Annotated in this window: 21 protein-coding genes; 8 read left to right on the forward strand and 13 right to left on the reverse strand. The window is 70.5% G+C overall.

The features are described 5' to 3' along the window. The first annotated feature begins 23 nt into the window (after nt 1–23). Nucleotides 24–953, forward strand: coding sequence for an aldo/keto reductase (locus tag HD599_RS15705; protein ID WP_184239296.1), 930 nt, complete (start codon nt 24–26; stop codon nt 951–953). Here the strand turns inward: HD599_RS15705 and HD599_RS15710 are convergent. Genes HD599_RS15710 through HD599_RS15720 form a run of 3 tightly spaced genes read right to left on the reverse strand, consistent with a single transcriptional unit; the run spans nt 925 to nt 5,205 of the window. Then, entirely contained in the window at nt 925–2,169 is a 1,245-nt protein-coding gene (locus tag HD599_RS15710) for a multidrug effflux MFS transporter (RefSeq protein ID WP_184239298.1), read from the reverse strand. The two genes, HD599_RS15705 and HD599_RS15710, sit on opposite strands and share 29 nt — an antisense overlap. Continuing rightward, the gene (locus tag HD599_RS15715) at nt 2,166–4,151 is read right to left on the reverse strand and encodes a beta-galactosidase (RefSeq protein WP_184239300.1); all 1,986 of its coding nucleotides are present in this window, start codon (nt 4,149–4,151) and stop codon (nt 2,166–2,168) included. Before HD599_RS15715 ends, HD599_RS15710 begins: the two co-directional genes overlap by 4 nt. A gap of 58 nt (nt 4,152–4,209) precedes the next feature. Beyond that, entirely contained in the window at nt 4,210–5,205 is a 996-nt protein-coding gene (locus HD599_RS15720) for a LacI family DNA-binding transcriptional regulator (RefSeq protein ID WP_343062109.1), read from the reverse strand. A gap of 82 nt (nt 5,206–5,287) precedes the next feature. Between HD599_RS15720 and HD599_RS15725 the strand changes: the two genes are divergently transcribed. Next, a complete protein-coding gene (locus HD599_RS15725; protein ID WP_184239304.1) occupies nt 5,288–6,277 on the forward strand; it encodes a serine hydrolase domain-containing protein in 990 nt (329 codons plus the stop codon). 122 nt (nt 6,278–6,399) lie between these two features. Here HD599_RS15725 and HD599_RS15730 read toward each other — a convergent pair whose 3' ends face one another. The 5 genes from HD599_RS15730 to HD599_RS15750 all read right to left on the reverse strand — a co-directional run bounded on the left by HD599_RS15730 (nt 6,400) and on the right by HD599_RS15750 (nt 11,164). Beyond that, complete coding sequence (locus HD599_RS15730; protein WP_184239306.1) at nt 6,400–7,209, reverse strand: alpha/beta fold hydrolase; 810 nt, start codon at nt 7,207–7,209, stop codon at nt 6,400–6,402. Next, a complete protein-coding gene (locus HD599_RS15735; protein WP_343062110.1) occupies nt 7,206–7,892 on the reverse strand; it encodes a DUF624 domain-containing protein in 687 nt (228 codons plus the stop codon). Before HD599_RS15735 ends, HD599_RS15730 begins: the two co-directional genes overlap by 4 nt. Further along, nucleotides 7,889–8,800 carry a carbohydrate ABC transporter permease gene (locus HD599_RS15740; RefSeq protein ID WP_184239308.1) on the reverse strand — a complete coding sequence of 304 codons (912 nt, stop codon included), beginning with the start codon at nt 8,798–8,800 and terminating at the stop codon, nt 7,889–7,891. Before HD599_RS15740 ends, HD599_RS15735 begins: the two co-directional genes overlap by 4 nt. After that, nucleotides 8,797–9,648: a carbohydrate ABC transporter permease gene (locus HD599_RS15745; RefSeq protein WP_246376885.1), complete on the reverse strand. Its 852-nt coding sequence runs from the start codon at nt 9,646–9,648 to the stop codon at nt 8,797–8,799. The genes HD599_RS15740 and HD599_RS15745 overlap by 4 nt, the downstream gene beginning before the upstream one ends. 211 nt (nt 9,649–9,859) lie before the next feature. Beyond that, complete coding sequence (locus HD599_RS15750) at nt 9,860–11,164, reverse strand: ABC transporter substrate-binding protein (protein WP_184239317.1); 1,305 nt, start codon at nt 11,162–11,164, stop codon at nt 9,860–9,862. 217 nt (nt 11,165–11,381) lie between these two features. On the opposite strand from HD599_RS15750, the gene HD599_RS15755 reads away from it, so the two are divergent. After that, a complete protein-coding gene (locus HD599_RS15755) occupies nt 11,382–12,584 on the forward strand; it encodes an alpha-L-fucosidase (RefSeq protein ID WP_184239318.1) in 1,203 nt (400 codons plus the stop codon). Nucleotides 12,585–12,594: 10 nt separating this feature from the next. On the opposite strand, the gene HD599_RS15760 is transcribed toward HD599_RS15755, so the two are convergent. The 3 genes from HD599_RS15760 to HD599_RS15770 are packed head-to-tail and all read right to left on the reverse strand — an operon-like array spanning nt 12,595 to nt 15,691. Next, nucleotides 12,595–13,524 carry a glycoside hydrolase family protein gene (locus HD599_RS15760; protein WP_221420528.1) on the reverse strand — a complete coding sequence of 310 codons (930 nt, stop codon included), beginning with the start codon at nt 13,522–13,524 and terminating at the stop codon, nt 12,595–12,597. After that, on the reverse strand, nt 13,521–14,621 hold the full coding sequence (locus tag HD599_RS15765; RefSeq protein WP_184239320.1) for a Gfo/Idh/MocA family protein: 1,101 nt from the start codon (nt 14,619–14,621) through the stop codon (nt 13,521–13,523). The genes HD599_RS15760 and HD599_RS15765 overlap by 4 nt, the downstream gene beginning before the upstream one ends. Next, nucleotides 14,618–15,691 (reverse strand): M24 family metallopeptidase, encoded by a 1,074-nt coding sequence (locus HD599_RS15770; RefSeq protein WP_184239322.1) that lies wholly within the window; start codon nt 15,689–15,691, stop codon nt 14,618–14,620. The genes HD599_RS15765 and HD599_RS15770 overlap by 4 nt, the downstream gene beginning before the upstream one ends. A 133-nt stretch (nt 15,692–15,824) precedes the next feature. On the opposite strand from HD599_RS15770, the gene HD599_RS15775 reads away from it, so the two are divergent. From HD599_RS15775 to HD599_RS15790, 4 genes are read left to right on the forward strand one after another with little or no spacing between them, the layout of a single operon-like run. Beyond that, nucleotides 15,825–16,769 carry an NAD-dependent epimerase/dehydratase family protein gene (locus HD599_RS15775; RefSeq protein ID WP_184239324.1) on the forward strand — a complete coding sequence of 315 codons (945 nt, stop codon included), beginning with the start codon at nt 15,825–15,827 and terminating at the stop codon, nt 16,767–16,769. 2 nt (nt 16,770–16,771) lie between these two features. Beyond that, entirely contained in the window at nt 16,772–17,698 is a 927-nt protein-coding gene (locus HD599_RS15780) for a 5-dehydro-4-deoxyglucarate dehydratase (RefSeq protein ID WP_184240660.1), read from the forward strand. Next, entirely contained in the window at nt 17,695–18,837 is a 1,143-nt protein-coding gene (locus tag HD599_RS15785; protein WP_343062113.1) for a mandelate racemase/muconate lactonizing enzyme family protein, read from the forward strand. The genes HD599_RS15780 and HD599_RS15785 overlap by 4 nt, the downstream gene beginning before the upstream one ends. Further along, nucleotides 18,834–20,261 carry an aldehyde dehydrogenase (NADP(+)) gene (locus HD599_RS15790; protein ID WP_184239326.1) on the forward strand — a complete coding sequence of 476 codons (1,428 nt, stop codon included), beginning with the start codon at nt 18,834–18,836 and terminating at the stop codon, nt 20,259–20,261. The genes HD599_RS15785 and HD599_RS15790 overlap by 4 nt, the downstream gene beginning before the upstream one ends. 11 nt (nt 20,262–20,272) lie before the next feature. Here the strand turns inward: HD599_RS15790 and HD599_RS15795 are convergent, their stop codons facing one another. Together HD599_RS15795 and HD599_RS15800 are read right to left on the reverse strand one after the other, a co-directional pair. Beyond that, nucleotides 20,273–21,592, reverse strand: a complete 1,320-nt coding sequence (locus tag HD599_RS15795; RefSeq protein WP_425489167.1) for a Gfo/Idh/MocA family protein — start codon at nt 21,590–21,592, stop codon at nt 20,273–20,275. Beyond that, a complete protein-coding gene (locus HD599_RS15800; protein WP_184239328.1) occupies nt 21,589–22,482 on the reverse strand; it encodes a DUF6807 family protein in 894 nt (297 codons plus the stop codon). The genes HD599_RS15795 and HD599_RS15800 overlap by 4 nt, the downstream gene beginning before the upstream one ends. Before the next feature lie 146 nt (nt 22,483–22,628). On the opposite strand from HD599_RS15800, the gene HD599_RS15805 reads away from it, so the two are divergent. Then, nucleotides 22,629–23,678, forward strand: a complete 1,050-nt coding sequence (locus HD599_RS15805; RefSeq protein ID WP_184239330.1) for a LacI family DNA-binding transcriptional regulator — start codon at nt 22,629–22,631, stop codon at nt 23,676–23,678. The last annotated feature ends 130 nt before the right edge of the window (nt 23,679–23,808 follow it).

Consider the following 23,808-nt stretch of genomic DNA (forward strand, 5'->3'; position numbering starts at 1 on the left):
CCCATCACAAGGAAGTGACCCCCATGAAAATATCCACCATCCCCCAGACCGACCTCGAGACGTCGAACGTCATCCTCGGCCTGATGCGTATCAAGGACCTCGACGACGCCGAGATCCGCGACCTCGTCGCCTCGGCGCGCGACGCCGGCATCAACTTCTTCGACCACGCCGACATCTACGGCGGCTCGCGCCACTTCGCCGAGAAGCGCTTCGGCGACGCGGTCACCTTCACCCCGGCAGAGCGCGAGTCCGTCGTGGTGCAGTCGAAGGTGGGCATCCGGGAGGGGTCGTTCGACTTCTCCAAGCAGCACATCCTCGACACGGTCGACGAATCGCTGGCGGCGCTACGCCTCGAGCACCTCGACATCCTGCTGCTGCACCGTCCCGACACGCTCGTCGAGCCCGACGAGGTCGCATCGGCGTTCGACGAACTGCACGCCGCGGGCAAGGTGCGACACTTCGGTCTCTCGAACCACACGCCCGGCCAGACCGAGCTGCTGAAGCGCTACGTCACCCAGCCGCTGCCGATCAACCAGGTGCAGCTCAGCATCACCCACGCACCGCTCATCGCGCAGGGCACCGCCGCGAACATGGCCGGGCTCGACCAGTCGGTGAGCCGCGACCTCGGGATCCTCGACTACAGCCGCCTCAACGACATCACGCTGCAGGCGTGGTCGCCGTTCCAGAAGGGGTTCTTCGACGGCGTCTTCCTCGGCGACCGCGAGAACTTCGCCGACCTCAACGACGTGATCGACGAGCTCGCGGCCAAGTACGACGTGCCGACCTCCGCCATCGCGGTGGCCTGGATCACGCGTCATCCGGCGAATATCCAGGTCGTTCTCGGCACGACGACGATCTCGCGGGTGCGGGACTCGGCGCTCGGCTCCGACCTGCCGCTCACGCGCGAGGAGTGGTACCGCCTGTTCACGGCGGCGGGGCACTTGCTGCCGTAGCCCGCCGCACCCGGAACGCCCACGCGTACGCCCCGAACGCGGCCGACGCCAGCACGAGCATGATCACCACGGTCGCGACCGGCGTCGCCACCCCGAAGAGTCCGGCGATCGGCGACGACACGGCCGCGAACACCATGTTCGACGCGCCGAGCAGCGACGCGGCGGTGCCGGCGCGCAGGCCGTGCGGTTCGAGCACGAACGCCTGCGCGGCCGGCCCGACCATGCCGAACGAGGTCGTGAAGCAGAGCAGCGGCAGCAGGAACCCGACGAAGCCCGCGCCGGGCAGCAGCAGCACGCTGAGCAGCAGGAGCGCGGCCGACAGCACGAGGGCGGTGAGCCCGACGAGCACGATGCGCTTCGGTGAGTGCCGCCGCGACAGCCGCGCGCTCACCTGCGCGCCGACGATCATGAGCGCGCCGTGGCCGCCGAAGGTGATGGCGTACTCGGTGGCCGTGAGGCCGTAGACGTCCTGGAACAGGAACGCGCTCGAGGCCATGTACGTCATCATCCCGGCGAACATCAGCCCGCCGCCCACCACGCACGCCCGGAACACCGGCGAGCCGAACAGCACCCGGTAGTCGTCGCGCACCCCGGCACCCTCGCGCAGCGCACGCCGCGACGGCGGGTTCGTCTCCGAGCGCAGGAACACCGCGAACGCGAGCACGACGAGCAGCGCGCCGTAGGCGACCAGCACCCAGAACAGCCCGCGCCAGTCGACCACGCCGAGCAGCTGCGCGCCCAGCGCGGGCGACAGCACCACGAAGAACCCGCTGATCACCGAGAGGTTGGCGACGAACCGCAGCATCGCCGCGCCCGAGACGGTGTCGCGCACCAGCGCGATGCCGATGACCGCACAGCCCGCGGCTCCCAGCCCCTGCCCGAAGCGGCTCACGATGAGCCACTCGATGGTCGGGGCGAGCGCGCACGAGACCGTGGCCGCCGTGTAGACGAGCAGCGCGACGGTGAGCGGCTTGGTGCGACCGACGGCGTCGGAGATCGGGCCCGCCGCGAGCTGCCCCAGCGCCATGCCGATGAACGCGCCGGTCAACGTGAACTGCACGAGCGCCGGGCTCGTGCCGAGCTCGTCCTGCAGCTGAGGGAACGCCGGCAGGTAGAGGTCCATCGTCAACGGCCAGATGGCCTGCAGCATGCCCAGCGACGCGACGAACAGCAGACGACGCCGCGCGTCGCCCCGCATCCGGGAGGTCGCCGTCATTCGCCGTCCCGCAGCATCAGGTAGCCGAAGGGGGCCAGCGTGCCCGACGGCACCTCGGCAGGCTCGGATGAGTGGTTGATCAGCGTCACGACATCTCCGCGGCGGGCCGCCTCGACCGTCTCGGGCAGATCGTCGACCACGGGCTGCACGCCGGCGGCTGTGAAGACGTGGGCCAGAACGGAGCCACTCCCCGCGGCATCCGGAATCGTGGCCAGGTAGTACGCCCGACCCTCGCCGACCGCGTTGACCGTGAACGCCGGCCGGCCGTCGAGGCGCCCGCCGACGAACGTGGCGAGCTCGGTCGCCCCGTCGAGGTGGATCTCTTCGGCGAGCAGCGTGCCGGTCGCCTCGACGGCGCCTTTAAGGGGAGCAAACATTTGGCCGGGGCCGGATGCCACGGGACCGGTCACCGAGGACTCCCCGGCGGACGACGGCCCGGCGCCGCTCCCGGCCGGAGGTACCAGCGCGCCGAAGTCTTCGAGCCAGATTCCCAGCGACGGGCCGAGCTGGGTGAGGTAGCCGCCCGCGCGGAAGGCGTCGTTCTCGTCGACGAGGTCGCTGAACGCGCCGATGAGCAGGTGGCCGCCGGCCTCGGCGAAGGCGAGCAGGTTCGCGGCGCCCTCGGCCGTCAGCAGGTAGAGCTGCGGCGCGACGACCACGGCGAACCCGGCGAGATCGCTGGTCGGCTGCACGAAATCGACCTGCACGTGCTGCCGGTGGGCGGCGGCGTGCCAGCGCTGCACGAGCGCGAGGTAGTCGAGCGGTACGGGGTGGTCGGGGTTGCCGATCGCCCACCAGTTGTCCCAGTCGAAGACGATCGCGACGCGGGAATCCCGGGACGCCGGCAGCGGGGGCAGCTCGCCGAGTTCGGCGCCGAGGGCGACGACCTCGCGCCAGGTGCGCGTGCGGGTCCCGGCCTGCGGCAGCATCGCCGAGTGGAACTTCTCGCTGCCCGCCCGCGACTGCCGCCACTGGAAGAACATGATGCCGTCGGCACCGCGCGCGACCGCCTGCGTGCTGAGCGCGGCCATCTGGCCGGGCGCCTTGGGCGCGTTCGTCGGCCGCCAGTTGAGTGCGTTGCTCGCCTGTTCCATCAGGATCCACGGGGTGTCCGGCTTGAACGAGCGCATCAGGTCGCGGGCGAACGCCGCGGCACGGAACGACTCCGGGTCGTTCGGATCGGGGTAGCAGTCGTCGGTGATGACGTCCATGTGCGGGGCCCACGACCAGTAGTCGGCCGGCGGGAACGCGCCCATGAAGTTGGTGGTGACCGGCTGGGTCGCGCCCGCCGCCCGGATGATCTGCTTCTCCATCAGGTACAGCCCGAGCAGCGTGTCGGAGGTGTAGCGCTTGAAGTCGAGCTCGCCGGCCGGGTTACGGCTGTACGGCGCCTTGCGCGGCGGCACGATCTGCTCGAAGTCGGTGTAGCGCTGCGACCAGAAGTCGGTGCCCCACGCCGCGTTGAGCGCGTCGAGAGTCTGGTACTTCTCCCGCAGCCAGACACGGAAGGCGACGGCCGCGTTGTCGGAGTAGTCGTAGTTCACGTGGCAGCCGTACTCGTTGTTGACGTGCCACATGACAACGGCGGGATGACGCGCGTAGCGCTCCGCGAGCGCCGTCACGAGCGCGGCGGCGAGCCGACGGTAATCGGGCGAGGCGGGCGCGAACTGCTGGCGTGATCCCGGCCAGTACGTTGCCCCGTTCTCGTCCTGCGGCAGCATCTGCGGATACGCGCTCGTCGCCCACGGAGGCGGCGAGGCGGTCGCGGTGGCGAGGTCGACCTGGATGCCGTTCGCGTGCAGCAGGTCGATGACCGTGTCGAGCCACTCGAAGTCGAACTCGCCCTCGGCGGGCTGGATGCGCGACCAGGAGAAGATGCCGAGGCTGACGAGGTTGACGCCCGCCTCGCGCATGAGTCGCACGTCATCGTGCCAGACGGCCTCGGGCCACTGTTCGGGGTTGTAGTCGCCGCCGTAGTACATGGTTACTCTCCTTCGAGTCGGTGCAGGGGTGTGTGAGCCGGGGTGTCAGCAGGGGGTGTCAGCCGGCGGTCGAGGACCGCACGACGAGTTCGGGTTCGTAGACGATCGAGCGGTGTTCGGCGTCGCCGGCCAGCTGGTCGATCAGCAGGGTCGCCGCGGTGCTGCCCATGCGCTGGCTGGGTTGGCGCACCGAGGTGAGCGGAATGGCGGCGGCCGCCGAGAACACGATGTCGTCGTAGCCGACGATCGCGATGTCGTGCGGCACCCGGATGCCGGAACCGGTGAAGGCCTGCAGCAGTCCGAGCGCGACCATGTCGTTTGCGGCGAACACGGCGTCGGGGCGCTCGGCGGCGGGCAGCGCGGCGATGCGTCGCCCGTAGGCGATACCGTCTTCGGCATTGAGGTGGGCGCTGATCTCCACCGACACCGTGGCGCCGGGCACCGCGCGCACCGCCTCGCGTAGCCCGTCGAGCCGGTCACGCATCTGGCGCACGCCGAGATCGGCGCCGATGAACCAGATGCGGCGTCGGCCGATCGCGAGCAGGTGTTCCCCCGCGAGCCGGCCCCCAACCACGTCGTCGGTCGACACGGAGGAGAAGGTGCGACGGTCGTCGACGCGGTCGATCAGCACGGCGGGGGTCCCGCGGCGGCGCAGTCCGTCGAGCTTGTCGAGCACGTCGCCCGACGGCACGATGAGCACGCCGTCGACGCGCTGCTTCTCGAACAGGTCGAGGAACCCGACCTCGCCCTCGGGCCGCGACGCGCTGTTGCCGAGCAGCACCGAATAGCCGGCGTCTCTCGCGGCCTGCTCGACGCCGGTCGCGACATCCGTGAAAAAGGGGTTGCTGATGTTGATGACGGCGAGGCCGATGAGGGTGCTGCGGCCGGTACGGAGCTGGCGGGCGGCGTCGTTGCGCACGAAGCCGAGCTGGTCGATCGCCCGTAACACCCGGTCGACCGAGTCTGCCGAGACGCGCTCGGGGCGGTTGAGCACGTTCGACACGGTGCTCATCGAGACTCCGGCGAGCGCCGCGACGTCTTTGATGCTGGACACCCGCACTCCTTTGCAACGATTTACACGACGGGGACGAATGACACCTTAGCAAGGCGCGGCCGCTTTGTGTATCGTTGCAATCATGAGCAACGAGGCTGGCGGGGCAGATTTCGGCGGGGCATTCGACTGGGCAGCACGGCAGGTGAGCGACGGCATCCTGCCCACGGCGGTGCTCGGTATCGCCACGTCGAAAGGTGTGGTGGATGTCGCGGCTGTCGGCCGCACCGACGCCCGGGTCGCGCAGACTGACGACCACTACCCGCTCTTCTCCATCACCAAACCGCTCGTCGGGCTCACCGCCCTTCGCGCAGTGGAACGCGGACTGCTCGCCCTCGACACACCTTTGCAGTCGGCGCTGCCCGAGTTCGGCCGCCGGGACGTCACCCTCACCCACCTGCTCAGCCACACCTCGGGCATCACCGAGCCGCCCATGGACGCCCCCGACCTGCGCGGCGCACTCGTGCGCGGCGGCGAGGACTTCGCGGCCGGAACCATGACGCGCTACTCGACCCTGGCCTTCGAGGGCGTCGCCGCGCTCGTCGAGCACGCGACGGGCGAATCGCTCGACGCCTCCCTCGCGTCCCTGTCCCGCGACGCCGGGATGCCCGGCCTGACCTTCGACCGCGACTGCGACCCCGTGCCGGTCGTGGACGCGGCAGCGGAGGGTCTCGACTACGAGCGGTTCGCCGGACTGCGTCATCCGGGCGCCGGCCTCTTCGCGACGGTCGCTGACCTGCTCTCCCTCGGCAGCGTGCTGCTGCGCGACGACGGGGCGGTGGTGCACCCGTCGACGCGCTCCGCGATGCTGCGCCCGCTCACGGCAGGGCTGCCGAAGCTGGAGCCATACATCGCGTCGCGCGGCCAGGACTGGGGCCTCGGCTGGAACCTGCGGCACTCGGCACCCGGGCTGCTCGAACGCGGCGTCTTCGGCCACGGCGGCTGGGCCGGAACGCAGTTCTGGGTCTACCCCGAGCGCGACCTGTGCTTCGTCCTGCTCACCAACGTGGCGAGCCCCGACCGGCTGGGCCACAACCCCGACACGCTGTTCAACGCGGTGGCCGCGGCCCGCTGACGCTCCGGCCTCCCCTCATCACCGCCGATCGACAGGATGCGGCGGCCGACGCGCCGCCGATCGTCCTGTCGAGCGTGCGAACGGGCGATTTCGTCCTGTCGGGCGGGCCGCGGCGCGCTGAGCTACCGCGCGAACCGCGCGATCACGTCGAGGGTTCGCAGCGCGCCGGGCAACCCGGGGGTGTTGAGATGCCCGTGCAGCACGCCGGGCTCGAGGTACTCCTCGACGGGAACACCGGCCGCGCGCAGGCGGCGGCCCGCATCCCGAGCCGAGGTCAGCAGGTCGTCGTATTCGGCGCCGATCACGAGGGTGCGCGGCAGCCCGGCGAACTCGGCGGTGCCCGGGTAGGCGAGCGGCGGCGGATCGTCGGCGCTCTCGCCGAGGTAGAACTCGGCCATCGCCCGCATCTTCTCGGGGGTGAACCGCGCCGACTCGGGCAACGGTGCCATGCGGTCGACGAGGTCGGATGGCGCTGCCGGATGCTCCACGTGCAGATACGGGTAGGCGAGCACGAGGGCCTCCACGCGTGCCGAACCCCGCAGCGTCAACGCCGCGGCGAGCGCGAGGTTGCCCCCGGCACTCGTTCCGCCGAGCACGACCGGCGCGTCGAGAGCCGACACCACCGCGACCACATCGTCGAGTCCGGCCGGGAACGCCGCGAGCCAGTACCCCACCGAGATGACCCGCACCCCGGCGCGGGCCACCAGCTCGCGCGCCACGGTATCGGCCTCGGGCATATCGAGGTCGCCCGCCGAGAACCCGCCGCCGTGCAGCCAGACGAGGGTGTGGCCGTCGACGCCGTAGGAGCGTACCGGCACCCCGGCGATCGTCGACGAGACGACGACGCACGACGGCGCCGCGTAGTCGCCCACCGGCTCCGCCATCGAGACGCCGGAGGCGAGCCGCTCGACGTAGACGGGGTCGAGACTCACTGTCCGGTGTCGCCGTGGCCCCGCCGCGCCCGCTCGGGGATCGCGACGATGGCGAGCACCACGCAGCCGAGCGCCGGAACGATCAGCGGCGCGAGCTGCCAGGTGACGATCACGGCGAAGACGCCGGTGGCGACCGTGTAGGCGGCACCGGCCGGGTCGCTGCGCACGACGCCGGGAACCAGGGCGATGGACCGGCGCCACCCGCGGTCGGCGGTCCAGAGTCCCGCGGAGGTGAAGAGGGCGAGGCCGACGGCCGCGAGCCCGATCCACCCGACCGCGGCGATAACCGGCCCTCCGGGCAGCGCACCAGAGTTCGCCAGGTCGATGTCGAGCAGAAGCACGAGCACCAGGACGATGCTCGCGACGGCGACGACCGCGCCGCCGAGGAATGCAGCCTTGAACTGGCGCCAGGCCGAGTCGAACGTGGTCTCTTCGGCCAGCAGGTAGCGGCGCATGTGGCCGACCCCGGCGGCGAGCGCCGCCGGCAGCGTGATGAGGGGCAGCGACGCGAGGGAGACGAGCATTCCGACGGCGAGCACCTCCCCCAGCAGCCCGAACCAGTTCTTGGCGCCGGGGAAGCGCGCCGGCGGCACGTCCTCGCGCACGGGACCGCTGCCGGAAGCGGCCGCGCGTCGCGCGTCGCTCGCGGCGCGGCGCCCGCGCTTGTCCGTCACGAGGGTCACCCCTTGAGTCCCTGCGTCGCGACACCCTCGACGAGGAACCGCTGGAACACGATGAAGAAGATCAGGATCGGCAGGAGGGCGAGGAACGACACGGCGACCGTGGCCCCGTAGTCAGACGTGGATGTCGCGTCGTTGTACAACCGCAGCGCGATGGGCAGCGGGTACTTCTCGGGCGAGTTCACGTAGAGCAACGGGCCGAGGAAGTCGTTCCACGTCCAGATGAACGCGAAGATCGCGCTCGTGATCAACGCGGGCCGGATCAGGGGAAGGATGATCGAGAAGAAGATCCTGATGTGGCCGGCACCGTCGATACGGGCCGCTTCGTCCATGTCGCGCGGGATGTTGCGGATGAACTGCACGATCAGGAAGACGAAGAACGCCTCGGTCGCGAGGAATTTCGGCAGGATCAGCGGCACGTAGGTGTCGATCAGGTCGAGCTTCTGGAACATGATGTACTGCGGGATGATGATGACGTGGAACGGCAGGAGCAGCGTTCCGATCATCGCGGCGAAGAAGATGCCGACGCCCTTGAACTTGATGCGCGCGAACGCGTAGGCCGCCAACGCCGACGACGCCAGGACTCCGATGACCGCCAGCACCGCGATCAGCAGCGAGTTGGCGAAGAACCGCCAGAGCGGGATGCCGGCGATGCCGTCGAGCACCTTCAGGTAGTTGTTGATCGTCGGGTTGTCGGGGATCAGACCCGGGTTCTGGCCGAACTCGGCCGAGGGCTTGAAGGTCGAGAAGACCAGCCAGACGAGCGGGTACAGGATGACGGCGGTGGTCACGATCAGCACGGCGAACCAGATCACGGTGTTGACGGTGCCGCGCTTGACCTTCTTGCGCTTGGGTGCGGGGTTGAGCTGGCCCTCGAGCAGCTCCGCGCGGTCGACTTCGATGGTGCTCATTTGCTCTCTCCTGCGTAGTGGACCCAGCGGTTCGAGGTGCGGAACAGGACGAACGCGATGATGGCGACGACGATCAGGAGCACCCACGCCATAGCGGCCGCGTATCCCATCTGCCCGTCGGCGAATCCTCGCTTGTAGAGGTACAGGGTGTAGAAGTTCGTCATGCCGGCGGGGCCGCCCGAGCCGTTGGAGATGATGAACGCGGAGGAGAAGACCTGGAACGCGTTGATGGTCTCGAGCAGCAGGTTGAAGAAGATCACCGAGCTCAGCATCGGCAGGGTGACGGACTTGAACTTGCGCACCGGTCCGGCACCGTCGACAGAGGCGGCTTCGTAGAGCTCCTGGGGTATCTGCTTGAGGCCGGCGAGGAAGATGACCATCGGGGCGCCGAACTGCCACACCGCGAGCAGGATCATCATCGGCAGGACGAGCGAGATGTTCCCCACCCAGCCGCCGATGTTGATTCCGAAGATGCTCAGCGAGGAGTCGACCGGGCCGCCGGAGGAGAACATCGCGCGCCAGACGATCGCGACGGATACCGACGCACCGATCAGCGACGGAGCGTAGAACGACGAGCGGAAGAATCCGGAGCCCTTGTTGCGGTAGTTGAGGAGCATCGCGACTCCGAGCGCCGCCGCCAGCTTCACCGGGGTGCCGACGAGCACGTAGATCAGGGTGATCTGGACGGACTGCATGAACTGCGGGTCCTGGGTGAACATCCGCACGTAGTTGTCGAAACCGACGAACTGGGGATCGGAGAACAGGTTGTACTTCGTGAACGACAAGTAGAGCGAGTAGATCATCGGGCCGAGGGTGAGCCCCAGGAAACCGATCATCCACGGGAGCAGGAAGCTGTAGCCAGCAACGTTCTCTCGGCGGTTCGCCTTGAGGCGCCCCGGGGTCGGGCTCGTCTTTCGCGAGTCGTCAGACGAACCGGAACTCGTCCCGGTGGCGGTGCTCGGCTGCGTCACTGCAGCCTCTTGTGCGATTGACACGTGATTCTCCGATCAGTGAGACGAATCCCGGACCCGCTCGCGCGGGCCCGGGAAACATCAGGTGTTACTGGTTGAGGACGACGTCCATCTCGTTGAAGAACTGGTCGACCGCTTCGTCGACCGTGAGGGTGCCGAAGCCGAGCTCCTGGCCGATCTGGCGGAATTTCTCCTCCAGCGTGCCGGCACCGATGATCGGCACGGGCGGTGCGTCTCCGAGGCGGTCTTCGATAGAAGCCTCGTAGTCGTTGATCTGCGCGTCAATACCCTGGAGGTCGGCGCCCTCGAGCTGCGTCTCCGAGGCCGGCAGGCCGCGGTTCGTTCCGAAGATCGCTCCGACCTCCGGCGAGTTGACGAGGAAGTTCACCAGCGTCGCCGCGGCCTCGGGGTGGTCGGTCTTGGCCGAGATCGTGTGGAGCATGGACGGCTTCTGGTACAGGTCCTTCGCGCCCTCGACGGTCACGGGCGGCTCGACCAGGCCGAGCTCGGTGAAGCTCTCGCCGAGGTTGCCGAGGTAGCCGGCGCCGAAGTTGTCCCAGGTCAGCTCGCTGGTGGTCTGTGCCGCGTCGAAGCCGGAGAGCGGGTAGATCTCCTCGAGCCGCTGCTGCGGGATGGTGACACCGTCACGCACGTCGTCGCCCTGTTCCCAGAACTCCGCGAGGCGGTCCTTGTCGAAGCCGGGCTCCGCGTCCTCGCTGAACAGGTACGAGCCTTCGGCGCGCAGCTGGAGCTCGAAGTTCTGGATGCGTCCGGTCCAGTCCGTTCCGCCGTAGATTCCCTGGGCCGCGCCCGCGTCGGTGACCGTTTCCATCCAGTCCGCGTAGTCGTCCCAGCTTCCGCCGCCCTCGTAGCCCTCGACGCCGACCTGCTCGAGCAGCTTCGGGTTCGTGTAGAGGCCCCAGGCGTTCGTGGACGTCGGGATGCCCGTCGTCACGTCGCCGACGACGCCGATCCCGAGAATGTTCTCGCTGAGGGGGTCGGTGTCGATGATGTTGCCGAGGTAGGGGTCGAGGTCGAGCAGCAGCCCGTTCTCGGAATACTGGCGGAGGTACGAGTAGTCGAACTGCATAACGTCGGGCAGGCCGCCTCCGGCCGCCTCCGTCTGGCGCTTCTCCCAGAACTCGGGGAAGCCGAGGAACGAGCTGTTGACCGTGATGTTCGGGTATTCCTCGTTGAACGCGGCGAAGGCCTCGTCGTAGAGCGCAGCGCGGACGTCGTTGCCCCAGAACGCGAAGTTGAGGGTGACCTTCTCGTCGGGGTCGTAGGTCGTGGCGGGCTCTGCGCCACCACCCGAGCAGCCCGCAAGCACGATTGCCGCGCTTATGCCGAGCCCCACGGCGGCTGCCGCGCGTGATTTTCGAATGCTGAACATCATTGTCCTCCTGGAAACGTCTCTGTTTACCTAGTGCATGGGAACGCCTCCGAGAAAGCGCTTTCCGTCACACTAACAGAGGGTTTGAATTGGGTCAACGACAGTCGTCGCCGCGGCGAAACCGCGCCGCACTGTGCCGCTAGCATTCACCCGACCGCTGTGAATTCCGACCGGCCCCTTCCCCGCGGTTCCCCGCAGCTCACACGAAAGGCTTCTCATGACAGCACAGTCCCGGCTCCCCGAGTGGGCGCGAGACGCGAGTTTCGGGATCTTCGTTCACTGGGGGCCGTACTCGGTTCCGGCCTGGGCGGAGCCCACCGGGGCGTGGGGAGCGGTGCCGCCGGAGGAGTGGTTCGCCCACAACGCCTACGCCGAGTGGTACGCGAACACCGTGCGCATCGCGGGGTCCCCGGCCGAAGCGCACCAGCGCGAGGAACACGGCGGGGCGCCGTACGACAGCTTCCTCGACCGGTGGAAGGCGGAGGAGTACTCCCCGTCGGACTGGGCCGCGCTCTTCGCGGCGGCCGGCGCCGACTACGTGATCCCCGTCACGAAACACCACGACGGCGTGACCCTGTGGGACGCACCGGGGTCGGGCGATCTGACGACCGTCGCCCGCGGTCCGAAGCGCGACCTGCTCGCGCCTCTCGCCGACGCGGTCCGCGCCGAAGGTATCCGCTTCGGCGTCTACTACTCCGGCGGGCTCGACTGGGCGTTCACCGATTTCCCTCCGCTGGAGACCATGGAGCACGTCGACGACTACCGCCCGGTCGACGACGCCTACGCGCGCTACGCCACCGGCCACGTCCGCGACCTCATCGACCGGTACCGGCCCTCGGTGATCTGGAACGACATCGAGTGGCCCGACGCGGGCAAGGCCGACGGAACTCTCGACGCCCTGATGGCGCACTACCGGGCGGTCGTGCCGGACGGCATCGTCAACGACCGATGGGGAACCGATCTCTGGGACTACCGCACGAGCGAGTACTCGCACGACACGCAGAACGAGGCCGGCGTCGGGTGGGAACACAACCGCGGGCTCGGGTTCTCCTTCGGTTTCAACCAACTCGAGGACGAGTCGCTCACCCTCGGCCCGCGCGAGCTGGCCCGCCTCTACGCCGACATCGTGTCGCGCGGCGGCCGGCTGCTCCTGAACATCGGGCCGAAGGCCTCCGGCGAGATCCCCGCTGTGCAGCGCCGCACCCTCGAGGGCATCAGCGCCTGGATGGGCGAGGTCAAACCGCTCACCATCGGCCGATCGCCCGTTGCGGCAGACGCCGTCACCGCGTCGTCACCGAGCGGCGAGGCCCCGTGGTTCCGGGCCTGGCGCGTCGGCGACCGCATTGTCGTCGTCGTCGACTCCGCGGACACCGTGGTCACGGCCACGGGCGAGGTCGTCCGCGTCCAGCTGCCCGAGTAGCAGCGCGCTGTCAGAGGTAGCGGGCGGAGGTGTCCGGCAGTCCGCGGTGCGCGACGAGAGCACCGTCGCGCACCGCGAGCTCGGCGACGTGGATCGCCGTCCGCCGGGCTGCCGGGGCCGAGGCGTCGGAGAGCTCCGACCCGTCGAACCCCGGGTGCGTGAAGTAGAACACCACGGCGGTATCGCCCGTGACCAGGACGTCGGCGTGCCGGCCGATCTCGCGGTCCTCCGGGTGCGCGCCCGGCGATTCGAGTATCCGCGCCGCCTGTCGCGACCACCCGATGCCGTCGGTCGAGCGATACACGCCCTGCCCCTGCCACTCGTCGACGATGAGCCACCACCAGCCGCCGAGCTCGAACACGTTCGGGCCCTCGTGCGGGGCGCCGCCGACGACGAGCCCCTCGCGGTGCCAGTCGTAGCCGTCGGTGCTCACGGCGCTCCAGGTGGTGGAATCCGCCGCCTCGTCCTTGAACCACAGGCGCAGTCCACCGCCGGGGGCGCATGCTACGGCGGCATCGATGACGAAGTCGCCGACATCCACTCGCCCCACTCGGCTCCACGAGACGAGGTCGTCGCTGACGAAATGCACGATGTGGCGATGATGCCCGGCCCAGGCGGAGGGGGTGCCCGCGATCCAGGTGAGGTACATGTGGTACTCGCCGCCGAGGAGCACCACCTCGGGCGCCCAGTGCGTATTGAGTCCCGGCTCGTCCGGTGCGTCGAGCCCGTCGACGACCCCGCGGTACTGCCAGCTGACGCCGCCGTCGGTCGAGACGGCCACCCCGATACGGCTGCCGTGCACCCATTCGACGCCGGGCGCCTCGAGCAGGGCGCGACGCTGGGTGTAGAACATCCACCACTCGTCGGTTCCCTCGCGGCGGATCACCGCGGGGTCGGACGCGCCGTCCCACAGCGCATCGCGGTAGATCGGCGCGCTCACCCGTCGATTCCGGGCCGGTTGTCCACCACCGGCGACTCCAGCGCCCCTCGCAGCGACTCGTCGCTCTGCACCCGGACGCGGCCGATCTGCCGCTCCTCGCGCGCCGACACGTAGAAAGCGGTGACGATCTCCAGCGCCCGCGCGGGCTCGGCCGCCACCGCCGGCAGCCCGGAGCCGCTGAACAGCGACGCGTAGACGCTCTCGAGCAGGGCGTCGTGTCCGCTCGCGACCACCTCGCTGCCGAACGCCCAGCTCGCCGCCTCCTCCTCGCCCACCGACGGAGCGGGCGTGATGCGCCAGTGCGACGGGTCGTGCCCGTAGAGATGATCGACCTCGATGGTCGCCCGCTCGGTGTCGATGCGGATCGAGCTCGTCTGCCGGGGCGACACGACACTGGTCGAGACGGATGCCACGGCACCCGATTCGAAGAGGATGGTGCCGGTCGAGACGTCCTCGGTCTCGACATCGCGGTCCTGCCGCCAGAGCTGGGCCGAGGCCGAGCGCCAGTCGCCCAGCAGGTAGGCGAGCAGGTCGATCTGGTGGATGCCGTGACTGAGGGTGGTGCCGCCGCCCTCGGTCTCCCAGCGTCCGCGCCACGGCACGGCGTAGTACTCGGCGTCGCGGTACCAGAGCGTGTTGCAGGTGGCGAACAGCACCCGCCCGAACGCTCCCGCGTCGAGCAGGCGCTTCACGTGGTCGGCGGCCGAGCCGGTGCGCTGTTGGAAGACGACCGCGAACCGGCGGTCGGCGTCGGCCGCGGCATCCGTCATCGACTGCAGCTCGGAGAGCGACAGAGCCGGCGGCTTCTCGGCGATCACGTGGGCGCCGTGGGCGAAGGCCGTGACCGCCTGCGGGCGGTGCACTCCGGGCGGGGTGCAGAGGTGCACGACGTCGATCTCGTGGGCCGCGAAGAGCGCCTCGAACGAGTCGTAGGCCGCGGCGGCCGGCGCGTTGTCAGCCGCGAACTCGGCGGCACGGCCGGGCAGCACGTCGGCGACCGCGACCAGCTCGGCGCCGTCGATCGCGGCGATGCTGCGGGCGTGCAGAACGGCCACCGACCCTGTTCCGATGATGGCGGCGCGCAGGGTGTCGGTCATGGTCTCTCCAGTTCGATGGGGCGGCGGATCCCGCCCACGGTCACGGTCGGCCAGGCGGGATCGACGGTGAGCACCTCGATGCCGTCGGCGGCGAGCAGCACGGTGTCTTCGATCTTCGCGCCCGGGGCGGTGGGGTTCCAGGCGAAGGCCTGCCCGAGGTGGATGGGGTCTGCGGCGCCGGGCGTGGCCCGAGGGTCGCGGCCGTTGTAGCCGGCAGCTCCCCCTTGGTGGTGGCGGCGCCACTCCTCGGGGTCGAAGCCGTTGCTGCCGTAGGCGGCGGTTCCCGCGGCGAGCACCTCGCCGAGCGTCGCGCCCGGCACCGTCGCGGCGAAGAAGGCCGCCTCGACCTCGCGGATGCGCGCCTCGGCATCGCTCTCGTCGGCACGCGCGGGCCCGAAGCGCACCCAGCGGGTGAGGTTGGCGACGAGCCCGTCGCGGCGGCCGCAGACGACGGCCATCGCCCGGTCGCCGAGAGGGGCCGCCGTGGGCAGCGGATGACGGTGGCCGAGACGGTCGCGACCCGCGACCAGCAGCACCAGCGGGTCGATGCCGCGCGCGATGAGGCCGGCGCCGAGGGCCGCCGCGATCTCGCGCTCGCTGTCGTCGCTGCGGGCCGCGCCCAGCACGACGGTCGTCACCTCGGCGCACTCGCGGCCGAGCTCGCGGTAGGCGTCGAGCTCCACCGGCAGCAGCGCGGCGCGGGCCGTGCGCAGCCGGTGCGCCACCTCGCTCTCGCGGACCACCCGCGGGCCGGCCGGCAGCGCGAGCGGCTCGTACCAGGGCACCTCGACCACGGTCACGTCGTCGGGAAGTTCCTCGGCCTCGAGGCGGGCGCGCTCGTTGGAGTAGAGCACGACGGTGTCGCCGTCGCGGCCCACGACCACCGCGAGCAGCGGGTCGCCGGCGAGGCTGGTGTGCGTGCGGGTGCCGCCCAGATACCAGGCGATCGCGCCGTGGCTGGTGAGCACGAGCTCGTCGGCGTCTGCCCCGTCGAGCACGCCGAGCAGTCGCTGGCGCTTGGCGGCGCGGTCGGTGGCGGTGGTGAGTCCGCCGTCGGGTCGAACCGCCATACTCCGCGCTCCTTTGCGTGAGTTGCAGCCGCACCTTTGTGGTCCGGCTCGCTTCGAGCCTAGAGTGTATCTGAGAAAGCGGTTTCCCAGTCGGGTCGCCGCCTCTCTTTCCGATCAATGACGATGAGGATGAATGAGAATTCTGGTTACCGGCGGCGCGGGCCGACTCGGCCGCTCGACGCTGTCCACGCTGGAGGCCGCCGGCCACGAGGTCGTCAGCATCGACCGCGCCACCGCCCCCGGTTTCACCGGCCGGCAGCTCGACATCGACCTGGCCCACCCGACCGCGTTCGCGGATCTCGTGGCGGCCGAAGCGCCCGACGCGATCGTGCATCTCGCGGCGATCGCCGTGCCGTTCTCGGCGCCGGAGGCCGACATCCTGAGCACCAATTCGCGACTCGCGTTCACGGTGCTCGACGCCGCCCGCCAGCACGGGGTCGCCCGCGTACTGGCCGCGTCGAGCCCGACCGTGATCGGCTACGGCAGCCCCACCGGCTGGCGGCCCGACTACCTGCCCCTCGACGAGCGGCACCCGGCCCGGCCGTGGAACGCCTACGCGCTGTCGAAACAGCTCGTGGAGAACACGGTCGCGATGTTCGCCCGCCAGGCGACATCCACAATCTTCGGCGCCTTCCGCCCGTGCTTCGTGATCTCGCCCGGCGAGTGGGCGGGCGAACCCACGCAGCAGGGCCACACCGTCGTCGACCGCCTGAACGATCCCTCGCTCGCCGCCGTCTCGCTGTTCAACTACGTCGACGCGCGGGACGCCGCCGACTTCGTGCTGGCCTGGGTCGAGCGCGCGGGCGCCGCCGAGAACGGCGAGGTCTTCTTCGTCGGGGCGGATGACGCGCTGGCGCTGGACTCCCTCGACAGGCTGCTGCCCTACCCGGAGGCCGCCGCCCTCACCGGCACGGCCCCGGCGTTCAGCTCGCGGCACGCCGCCGAGCGGCTCGGGTGGGCGCCGACCCGTTCCTGGCGCACCGAACTCGCTCCCGGGCAGCGCGCTCTGCTGCGTTCCCCCGACCACGCCCGCCCCACAACCGACCACCGCCCCGCGACCGAATCGAGCCACCCGTGAGCATCTCCTTCGACGGCGTCCTGTTCTTCCCCGTCACCCCCTTCGACGCGTCCGGCGACGTATCGCTCGACGTTCTCCGCGAGCACGTGTCGACTCGTCTCGACTCCGGTCCGGGTGCGGTGTTCCCGGCCTGCGGTACCGGCGAGTTCCACGCGCTCTCGGTCGCCGAGGCACTCTCGGTGACCCGCGCCGCGGTCGAGGTGACCGTGGGACGCGTTCCGGTCGTGGCCGGCGCGGGCGGCTCGCTCGGGCAGGCCCGCGAGCTGGCGAGAGGCGCCGCGGACGCTGGAGCCGACGCGCTCCTGCTGCTGCCGCCGTACCTCGTCGGCGGTCCGATCGCGGGGCTCCTGGCCTACGTCGACGACATCGCCGCGGCATCCGACCTGCCCGTCATCGTCTACCACCGCGGTACCGCGAAGTTCACCGCCGATGCCATCCGCGAGCTGACGGCGAACCCGAAGGTCGTCGGCTTCAAGGACGGCATCGGCGACGTCGGACTCGCGCAGGAGATCGCGCTGGCCGTCGCCGCGAGCGGCCGCGACGACTTCCACCTGTTCAACGGCCTGCTCACCGCGGAGCTCACCCAGGGCGCCTACCGCGCCATCGGCATCCCGCTCTACTCGTCGGCGGCGTTCGCGATGCTGCCCGAGATCGCGCTCGCCTACTACCGCGCGTACACCGCCGGCGACGAGGTCGTGCGCCAGCGCATCCTGCGCGAGTTCTACCTGCCGCTCGTGCGGCTGCGCGACGAGACCCCCGGATTCGGCGTCTCGCTCATCAAGGCCGGCCTGCGACTGGGCGGGCTGGATGTCGGATCGGTGCGGGCACCGCTCGTGGACCCGACGCCCGGGCAGACCGACCGTCTCGCCACGATCCTCGCCGCCGGGCGCTCGCTCGCGGCCTCGCTCGACGCCCCGGCACACGCGTGACCACGATCACCCGCGTCACCACGACCCCGCTGACCGCGGGCATGCCGCGGCCGTGGGTACCGAGCGCGCCCTGGCTGCACCTCGTGCGGGTCGACGTCGAGTGTTCCGACGGGGTGACCGGCACCGGGTTCTCCTGGACCCCGACGATCGGCGCCGCCGCGGTGCGCGCGCTGCTCGACACCGATATCGCCGAGTTCGTCGTCGGGCGTGAGGCCGACGCGCGGTCGCTCTGGCCGCAGCTCTGGCGCCACCTGCACGAGGCCGGAGGTGGCGGCATCACCACGATCGCGATGGCCGGCATCGACCTCGCCCTCTGGGACGCGGCCGGCCAGCGCTCGTCGCTCGGCCTCGCCGACGCGGTCGGGCGTGTGCGCTGGAGGGTCGGCGTCTACGGCAGCGGCGTCAACCTGCACTACCCGCTCGACGAGCTCGTCGCGCAGACGCGGCGCTGGGTCGACACCGGCTACGACGCCGTCAAGATCAAGGTCGGCAAACCGGATCTCGCCGAAGACCTCGACCGCGTCGCCGCCGTGCGCGAGGTGCTCGGGCCGCACCGGCAGCTGATGATCGACGCCAACCAGCGCTGGGACCTGCCGACCGCCATCACCGCCCTCGCCGAACTCGAGCGCTTCGACCCGCACTGGATCGAGGAGCCGCTGCGCTCGGACGACACCCTCGGCTACGTCGAACTGCGCCGCTCGACGAGCGTGCCCGTCGCCATGGGCGAGAACGTGCACACCGCCTTCCGGGTCCGCGAGCTCGCCGACCTCGGCGCCGCGGACATCCTGCAGCCCAACGTCGTGCGCGTCGGCGGCATCACGCCGTTCCTCGAGATCGCCGCACTGGTCGACGACGCCGGGCTCGTGCTCGCCCCGCACCTGCTGCCCGAACTGAGCGGCCAGCTCGCGATGGCGATCGCGCAGGAGACCCGCATCGAACGGGTCGAGGACGCCGACCTCGACACCCTCGGCCTGCTCGCCGCGCCGAGCCCGGTGGTGTTCGCCGGGGCCACGCTTACCGCGCCCGGTGCCGCCGGAACCGGCATCCGGCTCGTCACCCAGTCGCCGTCAGGCGCTGACAATGACACGCACGCACCGCACTCCCCCGCCACCTCGCCCGCTCCTACGGAGGCCTCATGACCACCCGCGCAGAACTCGACACCATCGTCAGCACCGCCTCTCTCGTCGCGCCGATCGTGGCCTCGACCACCGACATCGAGCGCGCGCTCTGGCTGGAAGCCGTCGCGGACGCCCTCGACGCCCGCGTCGACGACCTCGTCGCGCTCGCGAACGAGGAGTCCTCGCTCGGAGTCCCGCGGCTCACCGGCGAGGTCGCCCGCACCACGGGGCAGTTGCGGCTGTTCGCCCGCGTCGTGCGCGAGGGCTCGTACCTCGACGCCACGATCGACCACGCCGACCCCGGGTCGACGCCGCCGTCTCCCGACCTGCGCCGCGTAATGCGCCCGCTCGGACCGGTCGCCGTCTTCGCCGCCTCGAACTTTCCCTTCGCGTTCTCGGTCGCGGGCGGCGACACGGCGAGCGCCCTCGCGGTCGGCTGCCCGGTGATCGTCAAGGCGCACCCGGGCCACCCGCGGCTCTCCCGGCTCACGGCGTCGATCGTGACCGAGGCGCTGAGAAACGCCGACGCGCCCGACGGCGTCTTCGCGCTCGTCGAGGGCGTGGAGACGGGCATCGACCTCGTCAACTCCCCCGCGATCGAGGCCGTCGGGTTCACCGGTTCGCTGCACGGCGGCCGGGCGCTCTTCGACGTCGCGTCGTCGCGGCCCAAGCCGATCCCGTTCTACGGCGAGCTCGGCTCGCTCAACCCCGTGCTGGTCACCCCCGCCGCGGTGAGCGCCGACCTCGCGGCGGGTCTCGCGGGGTCGTTCACGCTCGGGGTCGGGCAGTTCTGCACCAAGCCGGGCGTCGTGTTCGTGCCGCAGGGGGCGGGCTTCGAGGCGCTGCTCGCCGACGCGGTCGGCACCCCGCAGCCCGCGCCGATGCTCACTCCGGGGCTCGCCGCGACCTTCGCCGAGGGTCTCGAGCGCCTGCAGCAGCGCGCCGAGACGATCGTCGGCGCGCAGCAGGAGCCCGGCAGCGGCACCCCTGTCGTCCTCGCCACCACGGTCGCCGACGTGCTCGCCGACCCCGAGGCCCTGCTGGTCGAGTGCTTCGGACCGACGACCCTGCTCGTGCGTTACGAAAGCGTCGATGAGGCTCTCGCTGCGATCGCCGTCATCGGCGGCACCCTCACCGCCACGCTGCACGCCGCCGAGGGCGACGACGTCGCCGATCTCGCCGACGCCCTCGCCCGCGTCTCGGGCCGCGTGCTCTTCGGCGGCTGGCCCACGGGCGTCGCGGTCACCTGGGCACAGCAGCACGGCGGGCCGTGGCCGTCGACCACGAGCCCGACGCACACCTCGGTGGGGGCCGCGGCCGTGCGCCGCTGGGTCCGCCCGGTCGCCTACCAGTCGGCGCCGTCCGCGGTCCTGCCGCCGGCCCTCCGCGACGAGAACCCTCTCGGCATCCCGCAGCGCGTCGACGGGGTGCTCACACTGCCGTAGTTGCGCCTCCGCTAGACCCCCAGCGACTCGATCAGCACGGGCGCCTCGGTCGCGAGCGACAGGTTGCCCGCGATGCCCACCGACACCGCCTTGACCCCGTCGGCGTACCCGGCCGGCCGGCCGAGCGGGTCGGTCGTGACGCGGTTGAACACGTGGTCGAGCAGGTACGCGTCGCCGCCGCCGTGGCTGCCGATACCGTCGGGAATCGGCACCTCGACCGCAGCCTCCCAGTGGCGCTGCAGCAGCAGGTGCTCGCCCTCGGGCCGCAGATTTCCGCTGGATGCCGCGAGCGGCGTCGCGCTCGGATCCACCACCACGACCCCGTCCTCGCCGACCAGCACGGCGCCGCGCTCGATCACCTCGAGTTCGGCCCGTCCGAGCGTTCCGTTCACCATCACGCGGTAGCCCTCCCACGGGCTGTGCGCGTTGAGCGAGTACGACATCGTCGCCCCGTTGTCGTAGTCGACGAGCAGCGCGAGGTTGTCCTCGATCGTGATGCCCGCGTCGAACACGTCGCGGTCGCGCACGTACCCGTCGTAGTGCTCGTTGTCGAGGTAGAGCGCCTTGAGTCGTTCGTCGGCGGCGAGGTCGAGCACGAACGGGTCGCCGGCGCCGGTGTTGCGTGGCGTGCGGGCGCCGAGACCGCGTGCGGCGGCGTTGTCCGCGCCGTAGAAGCGCAGCCCTCCGCTCGCGAACACGCGCCGCGGGGCCGCGTCGATCCACCAGTTGACCAGGTCGAAGTGGTGCGACGCCTTGTGGATCAGCAGCCCGCCCGAGTTCTCCTTGTCGCGGTGCCAGCGGCGGAAGTAGTCCGCACCGTGCACGGTGTCGAGCACCCACTCGAAGTGCACGCTCGTCACATCGCCGATCGCCCCCGACTGGATCAGTTCGCGCAGCGCCGAGTTGCGCGGGCTGTAGCGGTAGTTGAACGTCGTGACGACGCTGTGGCCGCTCCGCTCGATCGCGTCGGCGATCTGGCGCAGACCCTCGGCGTTGATCGTGATCGGCTTCTCGACCACCACGTCGGCGCCGGCGAGCAGCGACCGCGAGACGAAATCGGCGTGCGTGAAGTCGGGCGAGGTGACGATCACGCGGTCGATGCGTTGCTCGACGATGGTGCGCTCGAGCTCGTCGGGCGTGAAGCGCAGCGGCACCGGTGTGCCGCTCGCGACGAACTCGCCCTGGTAGAGGTCGAGTCGCCCGGGGTTGGTGTCGCTCCACGCCACGAGTTCGGCCACGTCGGCGTGGTCGCCGCGGATCGCGTCGAGGTACATGTGGGCACGGCTTCCGGTGCCGATGAGCGCGTAGCGTTCGCGCACGGAGTCAGTCACGAAGATTCCTTCTCGTCAGGGTGGCCGGCGAGGGCGGACGCCCTGCCGAAGTCCGAGGCCCCGTCGGCCACGACGACCGCGTAGCCGAAGCGCACCTTCTCACCCGGGGCGACGTCGAGCGCCTCGGAGAAGAACGGTGCCGGGCACAGGCCCGCGTATTCGTCGGTCCGCACGAACCACGGGGTGGAAAAAGGCGGTTCGGGATGCCGCGGGCTGCCCTTTTTGTCGACCATGGCGACGGTCGCGCGGTCGCCGCTGTACGCCATCCAGGCGCCGCGCGAGCCCATCGACTCGTCGCCCTCCGCGTGCACAGTGCCGCGCTCCATGGATTCCGGCCCGCGCCAGAACAGCCCGCCGTACCCGGCGTTGTCGCGACCCTCGGTCGACGGCGACCCGAACCGGAGGCTCGACGCGGTCGGATTGCGGAGCACCGTCTCGAAGAGAAGGGTCCAGGCCGCGTCATCCGCCGTGATCGTCAACCGACGTTTCTCGGTCAGCACGAGCGAGCCGTCCTGCGCGGTCCACTGCAGCATCTCTTCCACCTCGACGCCGTCGTCGGTCGCGGCGAGCGCGGTGAACCCGCGGTGGGTGACGGTGCCGTTGTTCGGCAGCTGCGTGTAGCCCTGGTCGCGCACGTAGGTCGGGCCGCCCCAGAAGTTCGTGTGCCCGACGTGCGGCAGCGCGAGGGAGAGCCCCTGGTGCCACGGGTGGTCGGCGGGGCGCGACTGCGTGACTGTCTCGCCGCCGAGCGTGGTCAGCGGGTGGAAGTACGGCCGGGGCGATTCCTGCTGCGCCACGGGCGAGCGGTACACGTAGGTCAGCACGGCGACGCCGTCGATCGACACGACGAGGGAACCGTCGGAACGGTCGTCCACCGTAAATCTCGTCACTTCTTTGCCTCTTCGCAATCGACCAACGTCCCCAGCCTAGCGGGTAAGCGCTTTCTCGGATCAAATGCCGCGACCACGGGCCGGACGGGAATATGCTTTCCCACGTTGGCCCGCGCCACGAACGCGAGCAGTACCGAGGAGATCCGATGCCCACCGCCCGACGCACAGCGACCGTCACCCTGCACGACGTCGCCCGCGAGGCCGGCGTCTCGCTGGCCACCGCGTCACGCGCCCTCAACGGCAGTTCGCGCACCGTCAACGACGACTACCGGCAGCGCGTTCTCGCGGCGGCGCTCAAGCTCAACTACACGACGAACCTCTCCGCCCAGGCCGTGGCGAAGGGCTCGACCACCTCGGTCGCGCTGCTCGTCGGCGACATCGCCGACCCGTACTTCTCGTCCATCGCCGCCGGAGTGATCAAGGGGTCGGAAGACGCCGGGCTCATCGTCACGATGTCGGTCACCGACCGCTCCCCCGAGCGCGAGCTCGAACTCGTGCGCGCGCTACGTGGCCAGCGCCCCCGCGTCATCATCCTCGCCGGAAGCCGCAGCTCGGACGAGGAGCACCAGCCCGACCTGGTCCGCGAACTCGAGGCGTTCGAGGCGGGCGGCGGGCGCGTCGTGTTCGTGAGCCAGCACGAGCTGCCGTTCGACACCGTGCGCATCGACAACTACGGCGGAGCGCGTGCTCTCGCCGAATCGCTCGTCGAGCTGGGCTACACCCGCTTCGCGGCGATCACGGGCGAGGCCGCCCTCATCACCGCCACCGACCGTCTCGCCGGATTCACCGACGGTCTGGCCGCGCACGGCATCGAGATCCCCGCGGACAAGATCGTGCCGGGCGGGTTCACCCGCGACGGCGGCTTCGCCGGAGCCGTCGAGCTCGCCGACCGCGGCCTGGACGGGGTCGAACTCGTCTTCGCGGTCAACGACGTGGTGGCGATCGGCGCGATGAGCGGCCTGCGCTCCCGGGGCATCGAGCCCGGACGCGACGTCGCGGTCGCCGGCTTCGACGACATCCAGACCGTGCGCGACGTGACCCCCGCACTCACCACTGTCGGCATCCCGCTGTTCGAGGTGGGCGAGTCAGCCCTCGCCGTCGCCCTGCGTCCGCGCGAAGCGGGATCGGAACGCGACCTCAGCGTGCCGACCTCGGTCGTGCTGCGGGCGAGCACGCCGGGCGTTCCCGCGCGCTGAGCCGCGCCGTCGCTCTCGCGGCGCGCAGGGTCGTGCCCCGCGTCATCCCTCCCTCGAATTCGCCCGACAGGACGGATCGCCCCGCCCGACCGTTCAACAGGTCAGAACGGATGCCGCGGCCGACGCCATC

Origin of the sequence: Conyzicola lurida, from assembly GCF_014204935.1 — a bacterium.
Lineage (GTDB): Bacteria > Actinomycetota > Actinomycetes > Actinomycetales > Microbacteriaceae > Conyzicola > Conyzicola lurida.

Coding starts and splice junctions, on each gene's coding strand:
- HD599_RS15715 (WP_184239300.1), bottom strand. CDS start 4,151: ATGTACTACGGCGGCGACTACAACCCCGAACAGTGGCCCGAGGCCGTC.
- HD599_RS15775 (WP_184239324.1), top strand. CDS start 15,825: ATGAGAATTCTGGTTACCGGCGGCGCGGGCCGACTCGGCCGCTCGACG.
- HD599_RS15750 (WP_184239317.1), bottom strand. CDS start 11,164: ATGTTCAGCATTCGAAAATCACGCGCGGCAGCCGCCGTGGGGCTCGGC.
- HD599_RS15770 (WP_184239322.1), bottom strand. CDS start 15,691: ATGGCGGTTCGACCCGACGGCGGACTCACCACCGCCACCGACCGCGCC.
- HD599_RS15765 (WP_184239320.1), bottom strand. CDS start 14,621: ATGACCGACACCCTGCGCGCCGCCATCATCGGAACAGGGTCGGTGGCC.
- HD599_RS15725 (WP_184239304.1), top strand. CDS start 5,288: ATGAGCAACGAGGCTGGCGGGGCAGATTTCGGCGGGGCATTCGACTGG.
- HD599_RS15705 (WP_184239296.1), top strand. CDS start 24: ATGAAAATATCCACCATCCCCCAGACCGACCTCGAGACGTCGAACGTC.
- HD599_RS15755 (WP_184239318.1), top strand. CDS start 11,382: ATGACAGCACAGTCCCGGCTCCCCGAGTGGGCGCGAGACGCGAGTTTC.
- HD599_RS15740 (WP_184239308.1), bottom strand. CDS start 8,800: ATGAGCACCATCGAAGTCGACCGCGCGGAGCTGCTCGAGGGCCAGCTC.
- HD599_RS15710 (WP_184239298.1), bottom strand. CDS start 2,169: ATGACGGCGACCTCCCGGATGCGGGGCGACGCGCGGCGTCGTCTGCTG.
- HD599_RS15805 (WP_184239330.1), top strand. CDS start 22,629: ATGCCCACCGCCCGACGCACAGCGACCGTCACCCTGCACGACGTCGCC.
- HD599_RS15790 (WP_184239326.1), top strand. CDS start 18,834: ATGACCACCCGCGCAGAACTCGACACCATCGTCAGCACCGCCTCTCTC.